Here is a 17,610-nt window from a genome sequence, read left to right as displayed (position 1 = left end):
TTGCGGCTATGATCGGAGTCGAGGGACCGGTCCGCACGCCCCCTTCGATGGGCGATCCGGGCGCCGCCGCAGACCAGGGAGGGAAATCGAATGTCCGAGTCCGGAAGTTCACCGAAACGCCGTCACATGCGCTTCGATCCCGGCGACGTGGTCATTGCGCAGGTCCAGTTCATCGACGCCGAGCCCGACGACCAGTTCTTCAAGGCCGACGCCGCGGGTCCGGTACTCGACGAGTCCTACACCGGCTGCGCGCTGGTCGCACTGACCGCCGCGCTCCCCGAAGGCGCCGAACAGGGCCTGCCGTGCCTGGTCAAGCTCAACCGGCTCGGGCCGATGCGCGCGGAACTTCGGTGGGTCAAGCCGCTCGACGACGAGGTGTGCAAGATCGGCCTGCAATACATCGACGCGCGCTGACACAATAGGCGCTCGCCAACTCCAGGAACGACCCGCCGATGTCCATTTCGATCCGCCTCGACTCCGAGATCGGGGCCCTGCAGACGGTGGTGGTGCACACCCCGGGGCAGGAACTCGAGAACATGACGCCCGCGACCGCTGCCGAGGTCCTGTACGACGACATCCTCAGTCTTCCGCTCGCCCGCGGCGAGCATCGCCAGCTGAAGGGCGTACTCCAGCAGGTGGCCGAGGTCATCGAGTTTCGCGACCTGCTGACCGAAGTCCTCGGGCGGGAAAAGGTGCGGCGGGCGCTGATCGAGGAACTCTGCCAGCTGTTCCGCTGCCCCGAGTTGATCGCGGAGCTGATCGACCTGGAGCCGCGGCGCCTCGCCCGGCAGTTGATCGAAGGCACCGGCAAACGCGTCGACAGCCTGGAGAAGTTCCTGGCGCCGTCGAGCTACGCGATCCCGCCGCTGCCGAACACGTTCTTCACCCGCGACGCGACGATGTGCGTCAACGATCGCATCGTGATCGGCTCGATGGCATTCCGGGCGCGGGTGGCCGAAGCGCTGCTGCTCAAGGCGATCTTCAAGCACCATCCTCGCCTGTCCAGCGCCGGTTTCTACTTCGACGGCACGGCGAATCCCGACTCGGAAGTCACGATCGAGGGCGGAGACCTGCTCGTCGTGCGCGAAGACCTGGTGGTAATCGGCTACAGCGAGCGGACCTCGGTGGCCGGCATCGACCGGCTGATGCGGGCGATCGCCAGCAAGGGCCCGGTCACGGACTTCATCGTGGTGGAAATTCCCAAGACGCGGGCTACGATCCACCTGGACATGATCTTCACCATGGTCGATCGCGATGCCTGCGTCGCCTACCCGCCATTGATCACCGGCACCCAGCGCTGCCGCGCGTTCCACTGCCGATTCGACGGCGCGGGCGAGGGTGGGGCGCACATCCGCGAGTATTCCGGCGTGCTCGAAGCGCTTGCGGCGCTCGGCATGGACGTCGAGCCGATTGCCTGCGGCGGCCCGGATCCGTTCCATCAGGAGCGGGAACAGTGGGCATCGGGAGCGAACTTCTTCGCATTCGGGCCGGGACGCATTCTCGGTTACAAGCACAACGTCCACACGATCGAGGCCCTGTCCACGGCCGGCTTCCGGATCATCGATGCCGTCGACCTGCTCGAGGGCGACACGACGCTGCCCGACTCCGGGCGCGTCGCGGTCGGCATCGACGGCGCGGAACTCAGCCGCGGCGGCGGCGGTTGTCGGTGCATGACCATGCCGCTGGCTCGCGACCGCGTATGACCCCTGTTCCGCCGCAAGAAACTCGCTGAACCGGAATCCGCTTGCGCTCGGGGCAGGGCGTGTACGTCCGGTCGGCCGGATGCGATCAGCGCCCGCCGGACGTTTCGAGATTTCATCTCACATACATCTTGTAAGCCGTTGTTACATCAACGGTTTACTTGAAAAAAAGTGGCTCGATCGAGATGAATTCGCGCTTTGTACAGTACGCCGCGACGCGTCCGTTCGTCATAGGCAGTGCCTATGGAACGACCTTCGGTCCGGTCAGGGCGCCGCGGTCGACGCGGGTGCGGCTTCGTCGCGAGGAGCCGCCCCGAGCACGCGATACTCCGGGCCGTCGAGATCGATCAGCGGAGGATGGCCGGTCCGACGGAAGTATCGCTCCAGCGGAACGAGGGTCGACCAGAACGCCCGGTGCGGCGACTCCGCATGACGACTCAGGTTCTCTTCGGACATGCGGAACGGAAACACGTGAACCTCGACGGCGTACTGGCCGGCATCGAGGGCAGCCTCGACCAGCACCCAGAGTTGCTCCATGTAATAGTCGGTCATCGCGAAGCAGCCGTTCGACGCGCAACCGCCGTGGATCATGATGTTGCTCCCGGTCGCACCGAGCGCACGGTCGCGAGGGTTCGGGAACCCCAGGTTGAACGCGAGATGGAAGTCCGACGTCGGATGCATGCGATCGCGCGTGATCCGGTAGACGCCTTCGGGCGCCTGCAGATCGCCTTCCCGCAACTTCGGCCCCAGCGACCCGGAAATCGCGCAGATCCGGAAGGTCCGGAAGTGATCGAAACTCCCGTCACGGAGCAGGTGCACTTCGAGCTCGCGGCTTTCCTTGTAGATGCGAAGGTGGGTGCGATCACCGAGCCGGAAACCGGCCCGGCCGAGTTGCGCCCGCAGGTACTCGGCCTGCTCCGTCCACGCCGCCAGCGGCCGCTGATGTGCCGGATCGTCTTCGGACGCCGATTCCGTGTCGCGTGTCGGTTCCGGGCTCGGCGGCAGGAACCAGGCTTCCGGAACCGGCGCGTGAAGCGGGTCCGGATAACTCGACTCGGCCGGCGAGCCGTTTGCGGTGCGTGATGCTTCGCGCTCTGCAGCCTGGACGATTCCAGCCGCGGCGCACTGGAGGCCGAGAAGACCGGCACCGAACAGTAGCAGCACGCAAGCGGCGCGCGCGGCGTCGTGGCTTCGCGCGCGAGCCCTGCATCCGCTGGGCCGTTCGAACCGGGAGATCACTTGGGCAGCCTCGTCGTTGAGGGCGGTCGTGCGGATGATACCTGCCTCGAAGTCCATCGCAAGCGAAACGGGCTCGCGGACTCGGACCGCCCGGGCAGCGGGCGGCGTTTCGTGCAGGGCTAAGAAGGGGGGCCTACGGCCGCCGGGAAAGGGGCGCCCAGGGCTCCATCGATGCGACGGATCACGCGCCTTCGATCCGGATTCGGCCGCTTTATTTACCATAATATACATTATGCGCAATAGTGTGCGGGCGGCTGTTCTTCGCCACGCGCTCCCGCGTTCCTGCAACGACGTGTGCGGAATCCGTTGTTCACAGCCCGACGCGATGCGTGCCCCGGGGTTTCTAGCGGGGCTGCCGGACAGGCCCCTCCCGGCGGTGGTCAACCGGCATGAAATGCATCGGTCGATCAGGAACTTGCGGAACTTCTGGTCACTACGGGCCGAAAACCCAGACGGGCGTCACACCTCGTCGAAATCGAGTGTTGACGACCACCGGTTCAATCGGGTATCACTAGGTCCGCCGGGTCCAAAAAAGGGGTCTCGCCGACCGGATCCGGCTCGAAATGTGCTGAAAAAGGCAAACCCGCCGAAAGGCGGCGACGCAAAGCCACCTGTCTACAAGACGCCGCTTCGGTGTCTCATGATCGAGGGGCCGCCAAACGTACAGCGAACGCGTTCGATGACGTACTCGTCCAAGTCCGTGTTTCGCAACTCGAACTCCACCTCCGGGACCATGCGTTCAGGAAATCGTGGAGTCACGATTGGCATTGTGTCTGCCTCCAGCATTTCATCCACTGTCATTCGACCGATTGAAATGGAGGAACACCCATGCGTACCAACATTCGCAACTTCGCCGCAGCTGTCCTGCTGCTCACCCTTTCCTGCGGTGCATTCGCCCAGAGCGACTCGAGTACCTTCGATGTGACGGCGACCGTCGCCTCGACCTGCAGCATTTCCTCGAGCTCCTCGCTTGCGTTCGGCAGCTACGATCCCGTGACCGCCGCTGCCGTTACGGGCACGACCACCGTCGCCGTCACCTGTTCGAACGGGATGTCGGGCACGAACGTCGGCCTGGCCTACACCGGCAGCATGAGCGATGGTGCCTCGGGCACCTTGACCTACGGCCTGTATTCCGACGCCGGCCACACCACGTCCTGGGGCGACACCGCCGGAGTCGATCGCGTTGCAGTCACCGCGGACGGAACCCAGCAGAACCTGACCGTCTACGGAAGGATCGACCCCAACCAGACGACGGCACCGATCGGCAGCTACTCCGAAACGGTTACGGCAACCGTCTACTGGTGATGCAATTCCTTGCAACCCGCTCCATCCGGGCCGCCCTGTGCGGCCCGGTAATTGCGGCTTGGGCGGCCCTTTCGGCGTCCTCACCGGCGGCAGCGTCGGGGCTCCAGATCAGCCCGACCCGTGTCGATCTCGACGCCGAGCAGCCGATCGCCGCTCTGCACCTGAAGAACGGCAGCGACCGCGAAATCGCGTTCGAGATCGAGCTTGCCGAGTGGTCCCAATCCGGCGGTAGCGATCAGTTCGAGCCGACGCCGGACTTGCTGGTGTCTCCGCCGGTGTTCATTCTTCCGGCAGGCGAAGAGCAGGTCATTCGGGTCGGACTGGCCAACCGCGCCATCACCGACGGGATCGAATCCAGCTATCGCCTCTTCATCCAGGAATTGCCCGACGAAGAGGCTGCGAGCGTCAACGGATTGCGAATGCTGGTCCGGCTGAGCCTCCCGGTGTTCGTGCGTCCGGCGGAGTTCGAGCCGCGCCCTGCCCTTCAATGGCGGCTGGAGCGGTCTTCCGACCGTGCAACGGAGCTGGTTGTCACCAATGCCGGCAACGGCCACGCCAAGGTGACGGACCTGACCATCAAGAATGCGGGCGATGCGTCGATCCGTTCCGACATGTTCTATGTGCTGCCGGGCGCGACGCGCAGGATTCCCCTCGACGGTCCGGTCCCGGCATCCGAGGCCGCCCGCGTCGAAGCGCGCGTGAACGGCCACCCGATCGAAGCGCAACCCCGCGCCGATTGAGCGAGACATCGAAGATGCAGGCCTTGTCCCGTCGAGCCCTCGGTCTGCTCCTGTCCGTCACCCCGCTGTTGGCGACCGCCGTTCCGGCCGGACCCGACGCGACTCGCTCGACGGCATCCGTCGACCGAACGCCAGCCCACGGCCAGTTTGCGGCCACGGTTGCTGCGGCAACCCTCCCGGGCCCCTCTTCCGAGGGCGGGTCGTCGCCTATCGTCGATATCCGGTTCGGGCAGGATCGCGGTCGCACTCGCCTGGTCATCGAGACGACTCGCCCCATCGACGTCGAGGTCGAGGAACGGACCGCCGAGGCCGGCCTGGCCGAGTACGCCCTCGACATCGCCGGAATTTCCACGGCAGAGTTGCGAAACGCCCTGCCCGTCCCGGCTGCGCTTCCCGGCCCGTGGCTGCAGAGCGTCGATGCAATCCAGTCGGCGCGCGACTCGAACGGGCGGATCGCACTGAAATTTCTTCCCGACGTCTCGATGCGCAGTTTCCGGCTGGCACCGATGGAAGGATTCGGTCACCGGCTGGTCTTCGATTTCTCGCCACCCGCGTCGTCGCCCGTTCGGAACACTCGACCGCAGCCGCCCTCGCGGAAACCGGTCGGGATGCCGACATCGACCGATACGGAAGCGCAGGCGGAGTCTCCGCGCGAGGACTTTCTCTGGGTCGAGGCCGGGGTCAATCAGCGAGCAGGAACGGTTTCCATTCTCGTCCTGCGCGACTCGGACGGGTTCCTGGTCGCCGGCGACGATCTGCTCACGTTCGGACTGGCGGTTCCGGATCGGCCGGACCGCACACGCAATGGTCGGGAGTGGTTCTCCCTGCAACGAATGGGGATCGCGGCCGACTTCGACCCCCGGAGGCTCACGCTCGAACTGACGGCCCCTGCGAACGCCTTCGAAGGGAACACGATCACGCCCCCGGGACCGTCTCGGCCCGTTCCGACGCCAACGGCCCCGGGCCTGTTCCTGAACTATGACGTAACGGCGCGGCGGGATTCCGACGCCGGCTCCGCAGGCGCCTTGCTCGAGCTCGGAGCATTCGGTCGCTGGGGAAGTCTCACGTCCGACGCGCTGGCCGAGGCCGGTTCCGGATCCGATCGGTTCGACTTCGTGCGGCTCGAGACCCGTTTCCGCCGGGACGACCCCGCGTCGCTCCGCACGCTCGAACTCGGCGACACGGTGACGGGATCGCCCGAATGGGCCGGAAACGTTCGATTCGGTGGCATCCGGTGGGGCAACAATTTCGACCTGCACCCTCAACTCGTGACCACGCCGTTCCTGTCGCTGGACGCAGAAGCCGAACTGCCTTCGACCATCGAACTGTACGTCGACGACGCCCTGCGCTTCCGCGACCGAGTCGATCCCGGCCCCTTCGACATCGAGCGAATCCCCCTGGTCACCGGTACCGGTGAGGCACGTCTCGTGATCACCGACCTGCTCGGGCGCCAGCGCGTGATCACTCGCAGTTTCTACGCGCGTCCCGAGCAGCTCCGCGAAGGGCTGAGCGACTGGAACGTCTCGTTCGGGCGGATCCGCGAGCGCTACGGGTCGACCAGCTTCGACTACGGGCCGTACTTCGCGGCGGTAAACCATCGCTACGGCCTCACCGACCGCGCGACGGCGGCACTGCACGCCCACCTCGTCGAAGGACGGGGCGCCGCCGGCGCGGGGATGAGCTGGCTGGCGCCCTTCGGCGGTCTGATGACGGTCGATGCCGCGTGGAGTCACGGCAGCCGCGCCGGTAGCGGCTGGCAAGCGTCGCTGGGGCTCCAGCGGCAGACTCGACGCTTCTTCGGGTCGATCCAGGCGCGATGGGCAACGGAAGGGTTCAGACGGCTCGGTGCAGACCCGGACCGTGAGCTCCCGAGCCGTGAGCTCTTCGCGACCGTCAGCGCCCGCGAGATCCTCGGCGGTTCCCTGGGACTTTCCCTGTCCCACCGCGATCAGCGTGATCGTCCGGATCTCCGGTTGGCGACTCTTCGCTACTCTCGACGGATCGACGCGATCGGATTCGTGAATCTCGCGGCAGTACACGACTTCGAGCAGGACGATCTCGCCCTCGATCTGCGCCTGACCGTCCCGTTGTCGAATCCGAGGACGAGTCTCGCCCTCGGTGTCGGAAGCGCGGACGGAAGGGAGCGCTTCGGCGCCCGAGTGCGCAGGAACCTGCCGGTCGGCCCCGGGTTCGGGTACGAGCTCGAGTGGGACCGGGCCGAGGAGGAGCGACTTCGCGCCTCCCTGGCCTGGCAAACCACCCAGGGCCGATGGACGCTGGAAGCCGCGCGACGATCCGGTCGGAACTCCGGGCGGATCTCGGCGGCGGGCGGTCTGGTCTGGATGGCCGACTCGACGTTCGCGAGTCTTCCCGTGCGGGACAGCTTTGCCGTTGCCCGGGTCGGCGATTTCGAGGACGTCCGAGTCTATCTCGACCATCAGCTGATCGGCCGAACCGGCGCGGACGGCCGACTCCTGATTCCCGGTCTCCGACCGTACGAGCGGAACCGCTTGCGCGTCGAACAGGGCGACCTGCCGATCGGCGCCGATATCGACGACCTCGAGACCGAGGTCGTGCCGAACTGGCGAAGCGGTACGGTCGCGGACTTCCCCATCCGTCGCTCGCTCGATGCGCGGTTCCGCGTCGTTCTCGATTCGGGCCGGCCACCACCACCGGGCACACGCATTCTCGACGGGAACGGGCGGGCCTGGGCGATCGGTCGGGAAGGTCGAACCTTCGTGTCCGGACTGTCCCGCACCAACCGTTTCACGATCACGCTGGAGGAGGGAGAATGCATCATCGAACTTCATGCGCCGCCGAGCCAGGATCCGCTGCTCGACCTCGGTACGCAGATCTGCCGGAGCCAATGATGACAACGACCCTCCGATCCGTCATCGCGCTGACGCTACTCGGGGCCTCCGCGGCAGCTCGTTGCTGCACCGTCTCCGCCAGCGGCCTTGCCTTCGGGAGCTACGATCCCTTCGACGCTCTGCATCGCGACAGCACCGCCACGATCACCGTGGACTGTCCGACTCCCTACACGGTCGAACTCGATGCCGGCCAATCGGGCAACTTCACCCTTCGATCGATGTCGAGCATCGACGACACGCTGCAGTACAACATCTACACATCGCCCACCTACACGATCGTAGCGGGCGACGGTACGGGAGCGACCCAGACGCTCGCTGGATCCGGTGCGCCAACCCCGACCGACCACGTGGTGTACGGCAGGATCTTCGCGCTGCAGAATCCGATGATCGGAAGCTACAGCGACCTGATCGTGGTCACGGTGAATTTCTGACGCTCAGCGATACAGGCTGGGCCGTGGCCCATCGAGCTTCGAGGCCATCAGCCTCCGCTCGGCATCGGTCCCGGCCCGCGAATCTGGCGGAGCCACATCTGGGTCTCGCGATCCTCGCGTCGCAACTCCGCGACGCTGCGGCAGGTCGTACGCTGGAAGTTCGTTCCCGCCTGCCGTTCGCGTCGGCAGACGACCTGTTCGGCTTCCTGGCCGCTGACCACGCCCCAGAGCTTTTGCGACTTGTTGAAGATCATGGCCTGCTGGTTGGGATTCAGCGCGGCGATATCGTCAACGCCGTTCAGTAGCCCTCGCAGCTCGTCGGCCAGGAGATCCACCTCGCGCATCTCGGATGCGTTGAGCGCGCGCGGCTCGCCGACCTCGAGGCTCGCCTCCAGATCGTTCAACCACGCGATGAACTGCTCGGGCGAAACGACTTCCGATTCGGCCTCGGCGGTTTCCGCTTCCGCTTCGGGCCGGGGCCCGCTGGACGCACAGGCGGCAAGAAACAGCACCAATAGAAAGGCGACGACTACTCGATTCATGATCGACTCCTCCGTTGCGACGAGCGTCCAGCATAGCCGAATCGTGCTGAAATCGCGATTTCCTTCCGCGGGCGCCGGAAACGAGAAACGCCCGCAGGGCGGGCGCTTCGTCGGCTGGGCTCGTGCCCTCGGACCAGCAGGCAGGCGCGTGACGCCCTGCCCGGCTCGACCGTTCGTTACGACTTACTGAACGCCTTTCTTCGGCATCGGGCCCGGGCCGACACCCTGGAGGTAGCGTGCCGCCTGGCGCTGGTCTTCGCGGATCTGCTCCACCGTGCGGCAGCGCGTCGACTTGAAGTTCGTGCCCACGCGGTGCTCGCGACGGCAGATGACCTGGTCCTCGGCGCGACCGACGACGGTGCTCCAAAGGGCCTGGGTCGTGTTGTAGACGTCGATCTGCGCGTTGTTGTTGAGCTGTTCCACCGATTCCACGTCCGACAGCATCTCACGCAGTTCGTCGGCCAGTTCGTTCACCCGGCGCCGCTCCAGGCTCGTCAGTTCGCGCGGCTCGCCGACCTCGATATCGGCCTGCAGGGTGTCGAGGAAGACGAGGAACTCGTCGGTCTCGACGATGCGCGGCGCTTCGGCGGCCGCGGCGGGCTCCGCGATCGGCTCCGGCGCGCGGTCGGACGGCGACGATGCACAGGCGGCGAGGAAGGCCAGGGTCGCAACGGCAAGGACAAGCTTCTTCATGGGCAGACTCTCCGATCGGTTCAGGGGTGGGCAAGCGATCGGCGAAGACTATCGCAAGTCCCCGGGCCTGTGAACATGACGATCGTCATGGCTGAAGGCGAACCGGGTGATCCGAGGCGCTTCGTTCAGGCCGGCGGTGATCCATGGAGATGCCAGAGGAAGATCGCAACGGCACCGCGGTGGGGTTTCCAGCGCTCTCCCAGCCGATCGACCTCCCGGCGGCCGGGCCGGTCCTCGAGCTCGAGCAATCGCTGCAGGCCGGCCTGGATGCCGAGGTCGTCGGCCGGCCAGACATCCGCTCGCCCGAGGGAAAACAGCAGGAACATCTCCGCGCTCCAGCGTCCGAAGCCCTTCAGTGCCGTCAGCCGATCGATGACCTCGCCATCGTCCATCCCGGCCAGCGCCTCGGGAACGAGATCTCCGTCCCGCACGGCTTCGGAAAGGCCGCGTGCGTAGGCGATCTTCTGTCTCGACAGGCCGAGCGACCGAAGGGTCCGGTCGTCGCTGTCCAGCAATGCGTCCGGGTCCGGCGGATCGCCGATGTGATCGATCAGGCGGCCGTAGATGGTCGCCGCGGCCTTGACCGAAAGCTGCTGCCCGGCAAGGATTCGCAGGAGGTGTGCATAGCTCGGCGACCCCGAACGCCGCGCGGCGGGGTAGCCGACCCGCGCGATTGCCTCGGCGAGTTGCGGGTCGGCCTCTGCAAGCGTGTCGAGGCGCCGCTTCAGTCCCTTCTCGGTCAGCTGGAATCGCATGAGGTCGAGTATTGCACGGGCCGTCGTCGCATGGCTCGGCGAAGGGGCTGCGGGCCCCGTATCTCCGTGTGCCGTGTCTTGGTGAACCTCGTCCTCGTGAGACGTGTCCTCTTGAGCCTGCCGCAACACCCGACCGGCTACCATCGTCGCCTACTCCACGATCGCGCGAGGAATGCCCGGGTGGCCGACGACGACATCAAGCAGATGAAGCTGTACCAGCACGTGGAACGCGTCGAGCGGGCGCTGGCCGACCGCGGCCTCGCCCCGCCGGCCCCGCTGCGACCGGAGCAGATCGAGGACCTGGACCACCTCCATTACGAGGGCCGCGACTCGGTCGATCTGGCGAGCAAGCGGCTGGGTCTGACGCGTGACCATCGCGTCCTCGACGTCGGGTCGGGACTCGGCGGTCCGGCGCGCCGCCTGGCGACCGTGCCCGGATGCCGGGTCGTGGCCCTGGAACTGCAGCGCGATCTGCACGAATGCGCCTCGAGCCTGACTTCGCGCTGCGGCCTGGACGACCGGATCCGCCACGTGCACGGCGACATCCTCGATGCAGAAGCGGTCGACGGCCCCTTCGATGCGCTGGTCAGCTGGCTGGTGTTCCTGCATATTCCCGATCGCCCCGCCCTGCTCCGCCGCTGCCGGGCGCTGCTCGAACCCGGCGGTGGCCTGCATGCCGAGGACTTCTACCTGCGGCGCCCGCTCCACGACGACGAGAAAGCGCTCCTTCGCAACGAAGTGCAGTGTGCGCACCTGGTCGATCGCACGACCTATATCGACGAACTGGAATCGGCCGGCTTCGGCGACATCCGCTTCGACGACTGCACCGAGGACTGGCGCCGTTTCGTCGGCGACCGGGCCCGGGACTTCCGTTCCGATGCTGAACCCTTCATCGCCCTGCACGGCCGCGCGGCCTTCGAGGCGCTGTCTTCGTTCTACGCCACGATGGTTCGGCTGTTCGACGGGGGCCGGCTCGGCGGCGTGCGGGTCACGGCCCGGGCGAAGTAGACTCGATGCACCGGAGCGACGCGCTGGGTCCTCCCCGAAACCCACCGTCGCCATCCCCCCGCACCGAAGAGCGCTCCATGAACGACGACTTTCGACTCGATCCGACGCTGGAAGACGACACGCTGCAGGTCGCCGACCTCGCCCTGTGCCGCGTACGCTTGATGAACGACTCGCGCTTCCCCTGGCTGGTCCTGGTGCCGCGCCGCGCCGGCTGCCGCGAGCTGATCGATCTCGACCCAGACGACCGCCGCGAACTGACCGCGGAGATCGACCGATGTACGCGCGTGCTGCGCGACCACGCCGGCGCCGACAAGATGAACGTGGCCGCCCTCGGCAACCAGGTCGCCCAGCTTCACGTGCACGTGATCGCGCGTTTCGTGAACGACAGCGCCTGGCCGCGGCCGGTCTGGGGCGTGGGGTCGCCCCGGCCCTACCCCAACGAGGCCGCAACGCAGTGCGCGGCCCTGGCCCGGGCGCTGGACGAATGAACGACGCCGTCGCCCGGTGGCTCGACGACTACGCGCGGCGCTTTCCGGAGGAGTCCGCGACCGTCGAGCGGTTCCGCGACCTGGTCGCAGGCCACCCGGATTGCTTCCACCGCGACTGCTGGGCCGGTCACATCACCGGCGCGGCCTGGCTGGTTTCCGCCGACCACGAGGACGTGCTGCTGACCCACCATCGCAAGCTCGACCGCTGGCTGCAGCTCGGCGGCCACAGCGACGGTGACCGCAATCCGCTGGCGGTCGCAGCGCGCGAAGCCGAAGAGGAGTCCGGCTTGTCGGTCGAACCCGTCGGTCCGGGACTGCTCGACATCGACATCCATTCGATTCCCGCGCGCGGCCGGGAACCCGAGCATCTCCACTTCGACCTGCGCTTCGCGTTCGTAAGCACATCCGGGCGAGCCTTCCGGGTCAGCGAAGAATCCACGGCCCTGGCGTGGGTTCCGATCGATCGCCTGCACGAACATGTCGATGAACCCTCGATTCTCCGCATGCGCAGCAAGTGGCGACGGTGGATCGACGAAGGCTCCGTCGCCCTCGCCTGACCCCCGGTCCCGGCCGTTGCCCACTGTGCTACCTTCTGCCCATACGCTGGCGTATGTGCACGCTTCGCTCACGCGCCGGACCCGATCCGTGAACGGACTCCATGCGCTGAGCTTCGCCGCCGTACGGCGACGGCGTCCTCGCTACCCCTTCGAAATCAGGAGACCCCATGCCCAGCTATCACGCCCCCCTCGAAGACTTTCGCTTCGTCTATCACGACTACCTCGACCTCGAGGACTGCAAGGCGCTGCCTTCGATGGCCGAGGCCACGCCGGACGTGATCGACGCAGTGCTCGACGAGGCGGCCCGGTTGAGCCAGGAGGTCCTGCAGCCGCTCAACGAGGTGGGCGACCGCCAGGGCTGCCGCTTCGACCAGGGCGCGGTCATGCTGCCGGACGGCTTCGGCGACGCCTACCGGCGGTACATCGACAACGGCTGGACCGGCCTGACCACGGACCCCGAGTACGGCGGCCAGGGCCTGCCCAGCTTCGTCGGGCTTGCGCTCTCGGAGATGATCAATGCCGCGAATCCGTCGTTCGCCGCCTATCCGGGCCTGACCCACGGCGCGTACGAGGTGCTGCACGCGCACGGCACCGAATCGCAGAAACAGCGATTCCTGCCGCCGATGGTCGACGGACGATGGACCGGCACGATGAACCTGACCGAACCCCAGTGCGGGACCGACCTCGGACTGATCCGCACCCGGGCCGAGCCGAACGAGGACGGAACGTACCGCATCAACGGCACCAAGATCTGGATCTCGGCCGGCGAACACGACCTGGCCGAGAACATCGTCCACCTCGTGCTGGCCCGCCTGCCCGATGCGCCGGAGGGCACGCGCGGCATCAGCCTGTTCGTCGTGCCCAAGTACCGCGTCGGCGACGACGGCTCGCTCGGCGAGCGGAACGGCGTGACCTGCATGGGCCTGGACCACAAGATGGGCATGAAGGCCTCGGCCACCTGCGAAATGCAGTACGAAGACGCGATCGGAGAACTGGTCGGCGAACCGAACCGCGGACTCGCGGCCATGTTCACCATGATGAACGCCGCCCGACTCGTGACCGGAATCCAGGGCCTGGGCATGGCCGACGTCGCGCTGCAGAACGCCCAGCGATTCGCGCTGGAACGCCTCCAGGGCCGCTCCCTGGACGGGCCGCGCTACCCCGATCGCCCGGCCGACCCGATCATCGTCCACCCCGACGTCCGCCGCATGCTGATGATCGGTCGGGCGTCGGTCGAAGGATCACGCGCGCTGGGCCTCTACACCGGCGTCCAGCTCGAACTCGAGCAGCACCACGAGGACCCGGCAACCCGCGAAGCCGCCGGCGACTGGGTGGCCTTGATGACGCCGATCATCAAGGCCTGGTTCACCGACGTCGGCAGCGACGTCGCCAACCTGGCCATGCAGGTCCACGGCGGCGCCGGCTACATCGTCGACACCGGCGTCGAACAGTTCGTCCGCGATGTCCGCATCACCCAGATCTACGAAGGCACGAACGGGGTCCAGGCGCTGGACCTGGTCGGCCGCAAGCTCGTCGCCAATGAAGGCCGGACCCTGAAATCGTTCTTCCACCACGCCGAACGCCTGCTCGAGCGCACGGCCGATGCGACCGAACTTGCCGAATTCGTCGGCCCCTTCGCCGCGTCCGTGACGCGCCTGAAGGAGGTCAGCCAGTGGCTGTACGGCCGGATGGCGAAGAACCCGCTCGAGGCCGGCGCCGCGTCCAGCGATTTCCTGCGGATGTTCGCGCTGACCGCCATGGCGTTCGCCTGGACCGGCATGGCCGAGGCGGCGTTGCGATCGCGCGCGGCCGGCCGGGGCCGCCGGGCCTTCCTCGACGGCAAGCTCGCCACTGCCCGTTTCTTCATGCAGAAGATGCTGCCCGACACGGTGGCGCTGGACGCGAAGATCCGCGCCGGCGCCGAGCCAGTCATGGCCCTGTCCGAATCGCAGTTCGAGATCGGATGAGCGGCTCGTCGCGGCGACGGAACCGGAATCGTTCGAGCAATCGATCGATCACGATCGGCGGCACCTCCGTCGCGCCCGGCGAGCGCACGAGCATCGACCTGGAGATGGGGCGGCTCTACACGCATACACCGACGGTGATGCCGGTGCAGGTCATCTGCGGCCGCAAGGCCGGACCGGTGCTGTTCGTCAGCGCCGCGATCCACGGCGACGAGCTGAACGGGGTCGAAATCCTTCGGCAGCTGCTCAAGCTTCCCGTACTCGACCGGCTTCGGGGCACCCTGGTCGCCGTGCCGATCGTGAATCTGCACGGCTTCATCCAGTCCAGTCGCTACCTGCCCGACCGACGCGACCTGAACCGCTCATTTCCCGGGTCCGAGCGCGGGTCCCTGGCCGGCCGCGTGGCCCACCTGTTCATGCGCGAAATCGTCGGCCAGGCCACGCACGGAATCGACCTGCACACCGGGGCGGTCCATCGAAGCAACCTGCCGCAGATCCGCGCCGACCTCGACGACCCGGAAACGCTTCGGCTCGCGCGCGCCTTCGGTACCCCGGTCATCCTGAACGCGGCGATTCGCGACGGATCGCTACGCGCAGCAGCCGCCGAGCACGACATCCCGGTGCTGCTCTACGAGGCCGGCGAAGCCCTGCGCCTCGACGATTTCTCGATCCGCGGCGGCATCAATGGGATCCTTCGGGTCATGGAGGCGCTCGACATGCTGCCCGCTACCCGGAGGAAGCCGCCGCCGGAGCCGGTGGTGGCGCGCTCGAGCGGCTGGGTTCGCGCCCCCGAAAGCGGCCTGTTCCGCGCCCGACTCGACATCGGCCAGCGCGTGACGCGCGACCAGAGCGTGCTCGGTGTCGTGTCCGACCCCTTCGGCGAGCGCGAACAGGACGTCCGTGCACCGTTCAGCGGGCTGATCATCGGTCGCTCGAATCTCCCGCTGGTCAACGAAGGCGATGCGCTGTATCACGTCGCCCGTTTCTACCGCACGGACCTCGCCGCCGAGCGGGTCGAGGACTACCAGGAATCGCTGGAGACGCAAGGCGTACCGCCCTTCGACGAGGAGGAAGCCCCGGATGCGGACTGAACGGCTCCAGCGGCTGTTGGAAGCGCTGGACCTCACGCGGCTCGAAGCCGGCGATCCGGAGGCAGCGATCGAGACCCTGTGTCGCCGTGCGCACACCCCCTTCGGCCGTCCCGCCGCGGTCTGCGTACTGCCCGACCGGGTCGGCGTGGCGAAGCGGACCCTGGCCGATGCCGATCCGGACCACCGGATTCTCCTGGCAACGGTGGCCAATTTCCCGGCCGGCGACGACGACGTCGCCGCTGTCACCGCGACAGTCGAGCACGCGCTCGAGGCCTGCGCCGACGAGATCGACGTCGTTCTGCCGTGGCGGGCGCTGCGCGACGGCCGGCCGAACGCTGCGCGACGCATGCTCGAGGCCGTTCGCCGTGCCTGCGGTCCGGCGACGATGAAGGTGATCGTGGAAACCGGTGCCCTGACGAACGAGCTGGTCGATCACGCCGCTGCGCTGGCGATCGACTGCGGCGCAGATTTCCTCAAGACGTCGACCGGCAAGGGCCCGACCGGAGCGACGCCCGAGGCGGCGTCGCTGCTGATCGACCGGATCGAGCGCGAAGGCGCGGTCGATCGCTGCGGCCTCAAGGTGTCCGGCGGCATCCGCACGATCGCGGCGGCGGAAGGCTACCTGGCCCTGGCCGAACGTCGGCTCGGACCGGACTGGCCGACCCCGTCGCGATTCCGGATCGGCGCATCCGGCCTGTTCGACGTGCTGCTCGACGCGCTCGGCCGGACCGACGGCGAGCTCGGGAACGCGTCACCACCGGATTGACACCGAACTCAGTGGTCGTGCTCGGCCGCGTCGGCTTCGCTTTTCGTTGCGTGGCGCGTGCCCGCCTCGTGCTCCGGCGGCGCGTACAGGGTATAGAGCTTCAACGGCCGATCGCCCGTATTGATGAAATTGTGTTCGACGCCGGCGTGGACGAAGATCAGGTCGTTGGCCTCGACCTCCGTGGCCTGGCCGTCGAGGACCGCCTGGCCGCGCCCCTCGGCGAGCACCAGCACCTGGTCGTGCCCTCCGTGTACCTCGGCACCGATTTCCTCGCCGGGCTGGATCGTCATCAGCACCACCTGACACTTCTCGCCGGTGATCACGGTCTGACGGAAATCGTCGTTGGCCAGGGTACGTTTCAGGATCGGAACGATGGCCGATTCGTTTGCGTTGCTCATGGGGGTCTCCGTTCTGGACTCGGGTCGCACGCTACCAGCATCGCGTGCAGGCGGCCTGAACCGACCGACCGAAACGACCCCGCCCATCGTCCTTCGATCGCGCCACAACGCCTCCCGTGGCTGCGCGCGGTATGCTTTCCGCCAACGATTCCGGAGGGAACCCTCGATGTCCATCCCGACGCCTGCATCCGACCATCGCGAGGAGCTCGTCAATGCGCTGACGCACGGGCTCGGCGTGCTGTTGAGCATCGGCGGTGGTGCGGTCCTGATCACGATGGCGTCGATCCACGCAGGCGCGCGCGAGGTGGTCAGCGTGTCGATCTTCGTCGCCAGCCTCGTGCTTCTCTACACGGCCTCGACGCTCTACCACGCCGCCCGGCATCCCGACCTCAAGCGGCGCCTGAAGGTTCTCGATCACTGCGCGATCTTCCTGCTGATCGCGGGCACCTACACGCCGTTCACGCTGGCGGCGATGCGAGGACCCTGGGGCTGGTCGCTGTTCGGCGTGATCTGGGGCCTGGCGGTGTTCGGTATCGTGCTGAAGCTGTTCTTCACGGGACGCTACAAGGCCGTATCGACCGCCACCTACATCGGCATGGGATGGCTGGTGCTGATCGCGCTGGTGCCGCTGGTGCGCGCCCTTGAACCGGCCGCACTGGCATGGCTGGTCGCCGGCGGCGTGCTGTATACCTCCGGAACGCTCTTCTATCACAACGATCGCATCCCCCACGCCCACGGCATCTGGCACCTGTTCGTCCTCGCCGGCAGCATCAGCCACTTTGCCGCCGTTGCGGAAACGGTGCTGGGGTGAAAGACGAGGGGCCAGGGACAAGGGGCTAGGGGCTGGTGGCGATTTCGAGGGTTTTCCGGCCGCCCCCTAGTCCCTCTCCCCTAGTCCCTCTCCCCTAGTCCCTCTCCCCTAGTCCCTCTCCCCTAGTCCCTCTCCCCTAGTCCCTCTCCCCTAGTCCCTCTCCCCTAGTCCCTCTCCCCTAGTCCCTCTCCCCTAGTCCCTCTCCCCTAGTCCCTCTCCCCTAGTCCCTCTCCCCTAGTCCCTCTCCCCTAG

At 67.0% G+C, this 17,610-nt stretch carries 18 protein-coding genes and 1 riboswitch; of the genes, 13 read left to right on the top strand and 5 right to left on the bottom strand.

The annotated features are described in order from the left end of the window. The first annotated feature begins 90 nt into the window (after window positions 1–90). Both KUV67_00090 and KUV67_00085 read left to right on the top strand, forming a co-directional pair. Window positions 91–414, top strand: a complete 324-nt coding sequence (locus KUV67_00090; protein MBY6203277.1) for a hypothetical protein — start codon at window positions 91–93, stop codon at window positions 412–414. A 38-nt stretch (window positions 415–452) separates the two neighbouring features. Beyond that, on the top strand, window positions 453–1,703 hold the full coding sequence (locus KUV67_00085) for a hypothetical protein (GenBank protein MBY6203276.1): 1,251 nt from the start codon (window positions 453–455) through the stop codon (window positions 1,701–1,703). Window positions 1,704–1,964: 261 nt separating this feature from the next. On the opposite strand, the gene KUV67_00080 is transcribed toward KUV67_00085, so the two are convergent. Continuing rightward, a complete protein-coding gene (locus KUV67_00080) occupies window positions 1,965–2,864 on the bottom strand; it encodes a hypothetical protein (GenBank protein MBY6203275.1) in 900 nt (299 codons plus the stop codon). A 641-nt stretch (window positions 2,865–3,505) separates the two neighbouring features. Next, window positions 3,506–3,599: riboswitch (cyclic di-GMP riboswitch) on the top strand. A gap of 168 nt (window positions 3,600–3,767) precedes the next feature. Between KUV67_00080 and KUV67_00075 the strand changes: the two genes are divergently transcribed. Genes KUV67_00075 through KUV67_00060 form a run of 4 tightly spaced genes read left to right on the top strand, consistent with a single transcriptional unit; the run spans window position 3,768 to window position 8,285 of the window. Further along, on the top strand, window positions 3,768–4,244 hold the full coding sequence (locus tag KUV67_00075) for a spore coat U domain-containing protein (GenBank protein MBY6203274.1): 477 nt from the start codon (window positions 3,768–3,770) through the stop codon (window positions 4,242–4,244). Continuing rightward, window positions 4,244–4,984, top strand: coding sequence for a molecular chaperone (locus KUV67_00070; protein ID MBY6203273.1), 741 nt, complete (start codon window positions 4,244–4,246; stop codon window positions 4,982–4,984). The genes KUV67_00075 and KUV67_00070 overlap by 1 nt, the downstream gene beginning before the upstream one ends. 14 nt (window positions 4,985–4,998) lie before the next feature. Next, the gene (locus KUV67_00065; protein MBY6203272.1) at window positions 4,999–7,854 is read left to right on the top strand and encodes a fimbria/pilus outer membrane usher protein; all 2,856 of its coding nucleotides are present in this window, start codon (window positions 4,999–5,001) and stop codon (window positions 7,852–7,854) included. Further along, window positions 7,854–8,285, top strand: a complete 432-nt coding sequence (locus KUV67_00060) for a spore coat U domain-containing protein (protein MBY6203271.1) — start codon at window positions 7,854–7,856, stop codon at window positions 8,283–8,285. Before KUV67_00065 ends, KUV67_00060 begins: the two co-directional genes overlap by 1 nt. 47 nt (window positions 8,286–8,332) lie before the next feature. Here the strand turns inward: KUV67_00060 and KUV67_00055 are convergent, their stop codons facing one another. From KUV67_00055 to KUV67_00045, 3 genes are all read right to left on the bottom strand, one after another. After that, a complete protein-coding gene (locus KUV67_00055) occupies window positions 8,333–8,827 on the bottom strand; it encodes a hypothetical protein (GenBank protein ID MBY6203270.1) in 495 nt (164 codons plus the stop codon). Between the two features lie 183 nt (window positions 8,828–9,010). Beyond that, window positions 9,011–9,520: a hypothetical protein gene (locus KUV67_00050; GenBank protein ID MBY6203269.1), complete on the bottom strand. Its 510-nt coding sequence runs from the start codon at window positions 9,518–9,520 to the stop codon at window positions 9,011–9,013. A gap of 125 nt (window positions 9,521–9,645) precedes the next feature. Continuing rightward, window positions 9,646–10,275 (bottom strand): DNA-3-methyladenine glycosylase 2 family protein, encoded by a 630-nt coding sequence (locus KUV67_00045; GenBank protein ID MBY6203268.1) that lies wholly within the window; start codon window positions 10,273–10,275, stop codon window positions 9,646–9,648. Window positions 10,276–10,455: 180 nt separating this feature from the next. Between KUV67_00045 and KUV67_00040 the strand changes: the two genes are divergently transcribed. The 6 genes from KUV67_00040 to deoC all read left to right on the top strand — a co-directional run bounded on the left by KUV67_00040 (window position 10,456) and on the right by deoC (window position 16,149). Then, window positions 10,456–11,283 carry a methyltransferase domain-containing protein gene (locus KUV67_00040; protein ID MBY6203267.1) on the top strand — a complete coding sequence of 276 codons (828 nt, stop codon included), beginning with the start codon at window positions 10,456–10,458 and terminating at the stop codon, window positions 11,281–11,283. Window positions 11,284–11,360: 77 nt separating this feature from the next. Continuing rightward, window positions 11,361–11,771 (top strand): HIT domain-containing protein, encoded by a 411-nt coding sequence (locus KUV67_00035; GenBank protein ID MBY6203266.1) that lies wholly within the window; start codon window positions 11,361–11,363, stop codon window positions 11,769–11,771. Then, on the top strand, window positions 11,768–12,328 hold the full coding sequence (locus KUV67_00030) for an NUDIX domain-containing protein (protein ID MBY6203265.1): 561 nt from the start codon (window positions 11,768–11,770) through the stop codon (window positions 12,326–12,328). Before KUV67_00035 ends, KUV67_00030 begins: the two co-directional genes overlap by 4 nt. Window positions 12,329–12,495: 167 nt before the next feature. Continuing rightward, entirely contained in the window at window positions 12,496–14,295 is a 1,800-nt protein-coding gene (locus KUV67_00025; protein MBY6203264.1) for an acyl-CoA dehydrogenase C-terminal domain-containing protein, read from the top strand. Further along, window positions 14,292–15,383 carry a succinylglutamate desuccinylase/aspartoacylase family protein gene (locus KUV67_00020; protein MBY6203263.1) on the top strand — a complete coding sequence of 364 codons (1,092 nt, stop codon included), beginning with the start codon at window positions 14,292–14,294 and terminating at the stop codon, window positions 15,381–15,383. Before KUV67_00025 ends, KUV67_00020 begins: the two co-directional genes overlap by 4 nt. Beyond that, complete coding sequence (deoC, locus tag KUV67_00015) at window positions 15,373–16,149, top strand: deoxyribose-phosphate aldolase (protein ID MBY6203262.1); 777 nt, start codon at window positions 15,373–15,375, stop codon at window positions 16,147–16,149. Before KUV67_00020 ends, deoC begins: the two co-directional genes overlap by 11 nt. An 8-nt stretch (window positions 16,150–16,157) precedes the next feature. Here deoC and KUV67_00010 read toward each other — a convergent pair whose 3' ends face one another. Then, on the bottom strand, window positions 16,158–16,547 hold the full coding sequence (locus KUV67_00010; GenBank protein ID MBY6203261.1) for a cupin domain-containing protein: 390 nt from the start codon (window positions 16,545–16,547) through the stop codon (window positions 16,158–16,160). A 166-nt stretch (window positions 16,548–16,713) separates the two neighbouring features. On the opposite strand from KUV67_00010, the gene KUV67_00005 reads away from it, so the two are divergent. Further along, the gene (locus KUV67_00005) at window positions 16,714–17,358 is read left to right on the top strand and encodes a hemolysin III family protein (GenBank protein ID MBY6203260.1); all 645 of its coding nucleotides are present in this window, start codon (window positions 16,714–16,716) and stop codon (window positions 17,356–17,358) included. The last annotated feature ends 252 nt before the right edge of the window (window positions 17,359–17,610 follow it).

Origin of the sequence: Halomonas denitrificans (genome assembly GCA_019800895.1) — a bacterium.
Taxonomy (GTDB): Bacteria; Pseudomonadota; Gammaproteobacteria; order Xanthomonadales; family Wenzhouxiangellaceae.
This window is presented reverse-complemented; position numbering and strand designations above follow the sequence as displayed.

Bases quoted from the DNA above. Each gene is read 5' to 3' on its own strand.
- KUV67_00090 (MBY6203277.1), top strand. From the start codon at position 91: ATGTCCGAGTCCGGAAGTTCACCGAAACGCCGTCACATGCGCTTCGAT.
- KUV67_00085 (MBY6203276.1), top strand. From the start codon at position 453: ATGTCCATTTCGATCCGCCTCGACTCCGAGATCGGGGCCCTGCAGACG.
- KUV67_00075 (MBY6203274.1), top strand. From the start codon at position 3,768: ATGCGTACCAACATTCGCAACTTCGCCGCAGCTGTCCTGCTGCTCACC.
- KUV67_00070 (MBY6203273.1), top strand. From the start codon at position 4,244: ATGCAATTCCTTGCAACCCGCTCCATCCGGGCCGCCCTGTGCGGCCCG.
- KUV67_00065 (MBY6203272.1), top strand. From the start codon at position 4,999: ATGCAGGCCTTGTCCCGTCGAGCCCTCGGTCTGCTCCTGTCCGTCACC.
- KUV67_00060 (MBY6203271.1), top strand. From the start codon at position 7,854: ATGACAACGACCCTCCGATCCGTCATCGCGCTGACGCTACTCGGGGCC.
- KUV67_00055 (MBY6203270.1), bottom strand. From the start codon at position 8,827: ATGAATCGAGTAGTCGTCGCCTTTCTATTGGTGCTGTTTCTTGCCGCC.
- KUV67_00050 (MBY6203269.1), bottom strand. From the start codon at position 9,520: ATGAAGAAGCTTGTCCTTGCCGTTGCGACCCTGGCCTTCCTCGCCGCC.
- KUV67_00045 (MBY6203268.1), bottom strand. From the start codon at position 10,275: ATGCGATTCCAGCTGACCGAGAAGGGACTGAAGCGGCGCCTCGACACG.
- KUV67_00035 (MBY6203266.1), top strand. From the start codon at position 11,361: ATGAACGACGACTTTCGACTCGATCCGACGCTGGAAGACGACACGCTG.
- KUV67_00030 (MBY6203265.1), top strand. From the start codon at position 11,768: ATGAACGACGCCGTCGCCCGGTGGCTCGACGACTACGCGCGGCGCTTT.
- KUV67_00025 (MBY6203264.1), top strand. From the start codon at position 12,496: ATGCCCAGCTATCACGCCCCCCTCGAAGACTTTCGCTTCGTCTATCAC.
- KUV67_00020 (MBY6203263.1), top strand. From the start codon at position 14,292: ATGAGCGGCTCGTCGCGGCGACGGAACCGGAATCGTTCGAGCAATCGA.
- deoC (MBY6203262.1), top strand. From the start codon at position 15,373: ATGCGGACTGAACGGCTCCAGCGGCTGTTGGAAGCGCTGGACCTCACG.
- KUV67_00010 (MBY6203261.1), bottom strand. From the start codon at position 16,547: ATGAGCAACGCAAACGAATCGGCCATCGTTCCGATCCTGAAACGTACC.
- KUV67_00005 (MBY6203260.1), top strand. From the start codon at position 16,714: ATGTCCATCCCGACGCCTGCATCCGACCATCGCGAGGAGCTCGTCAAT.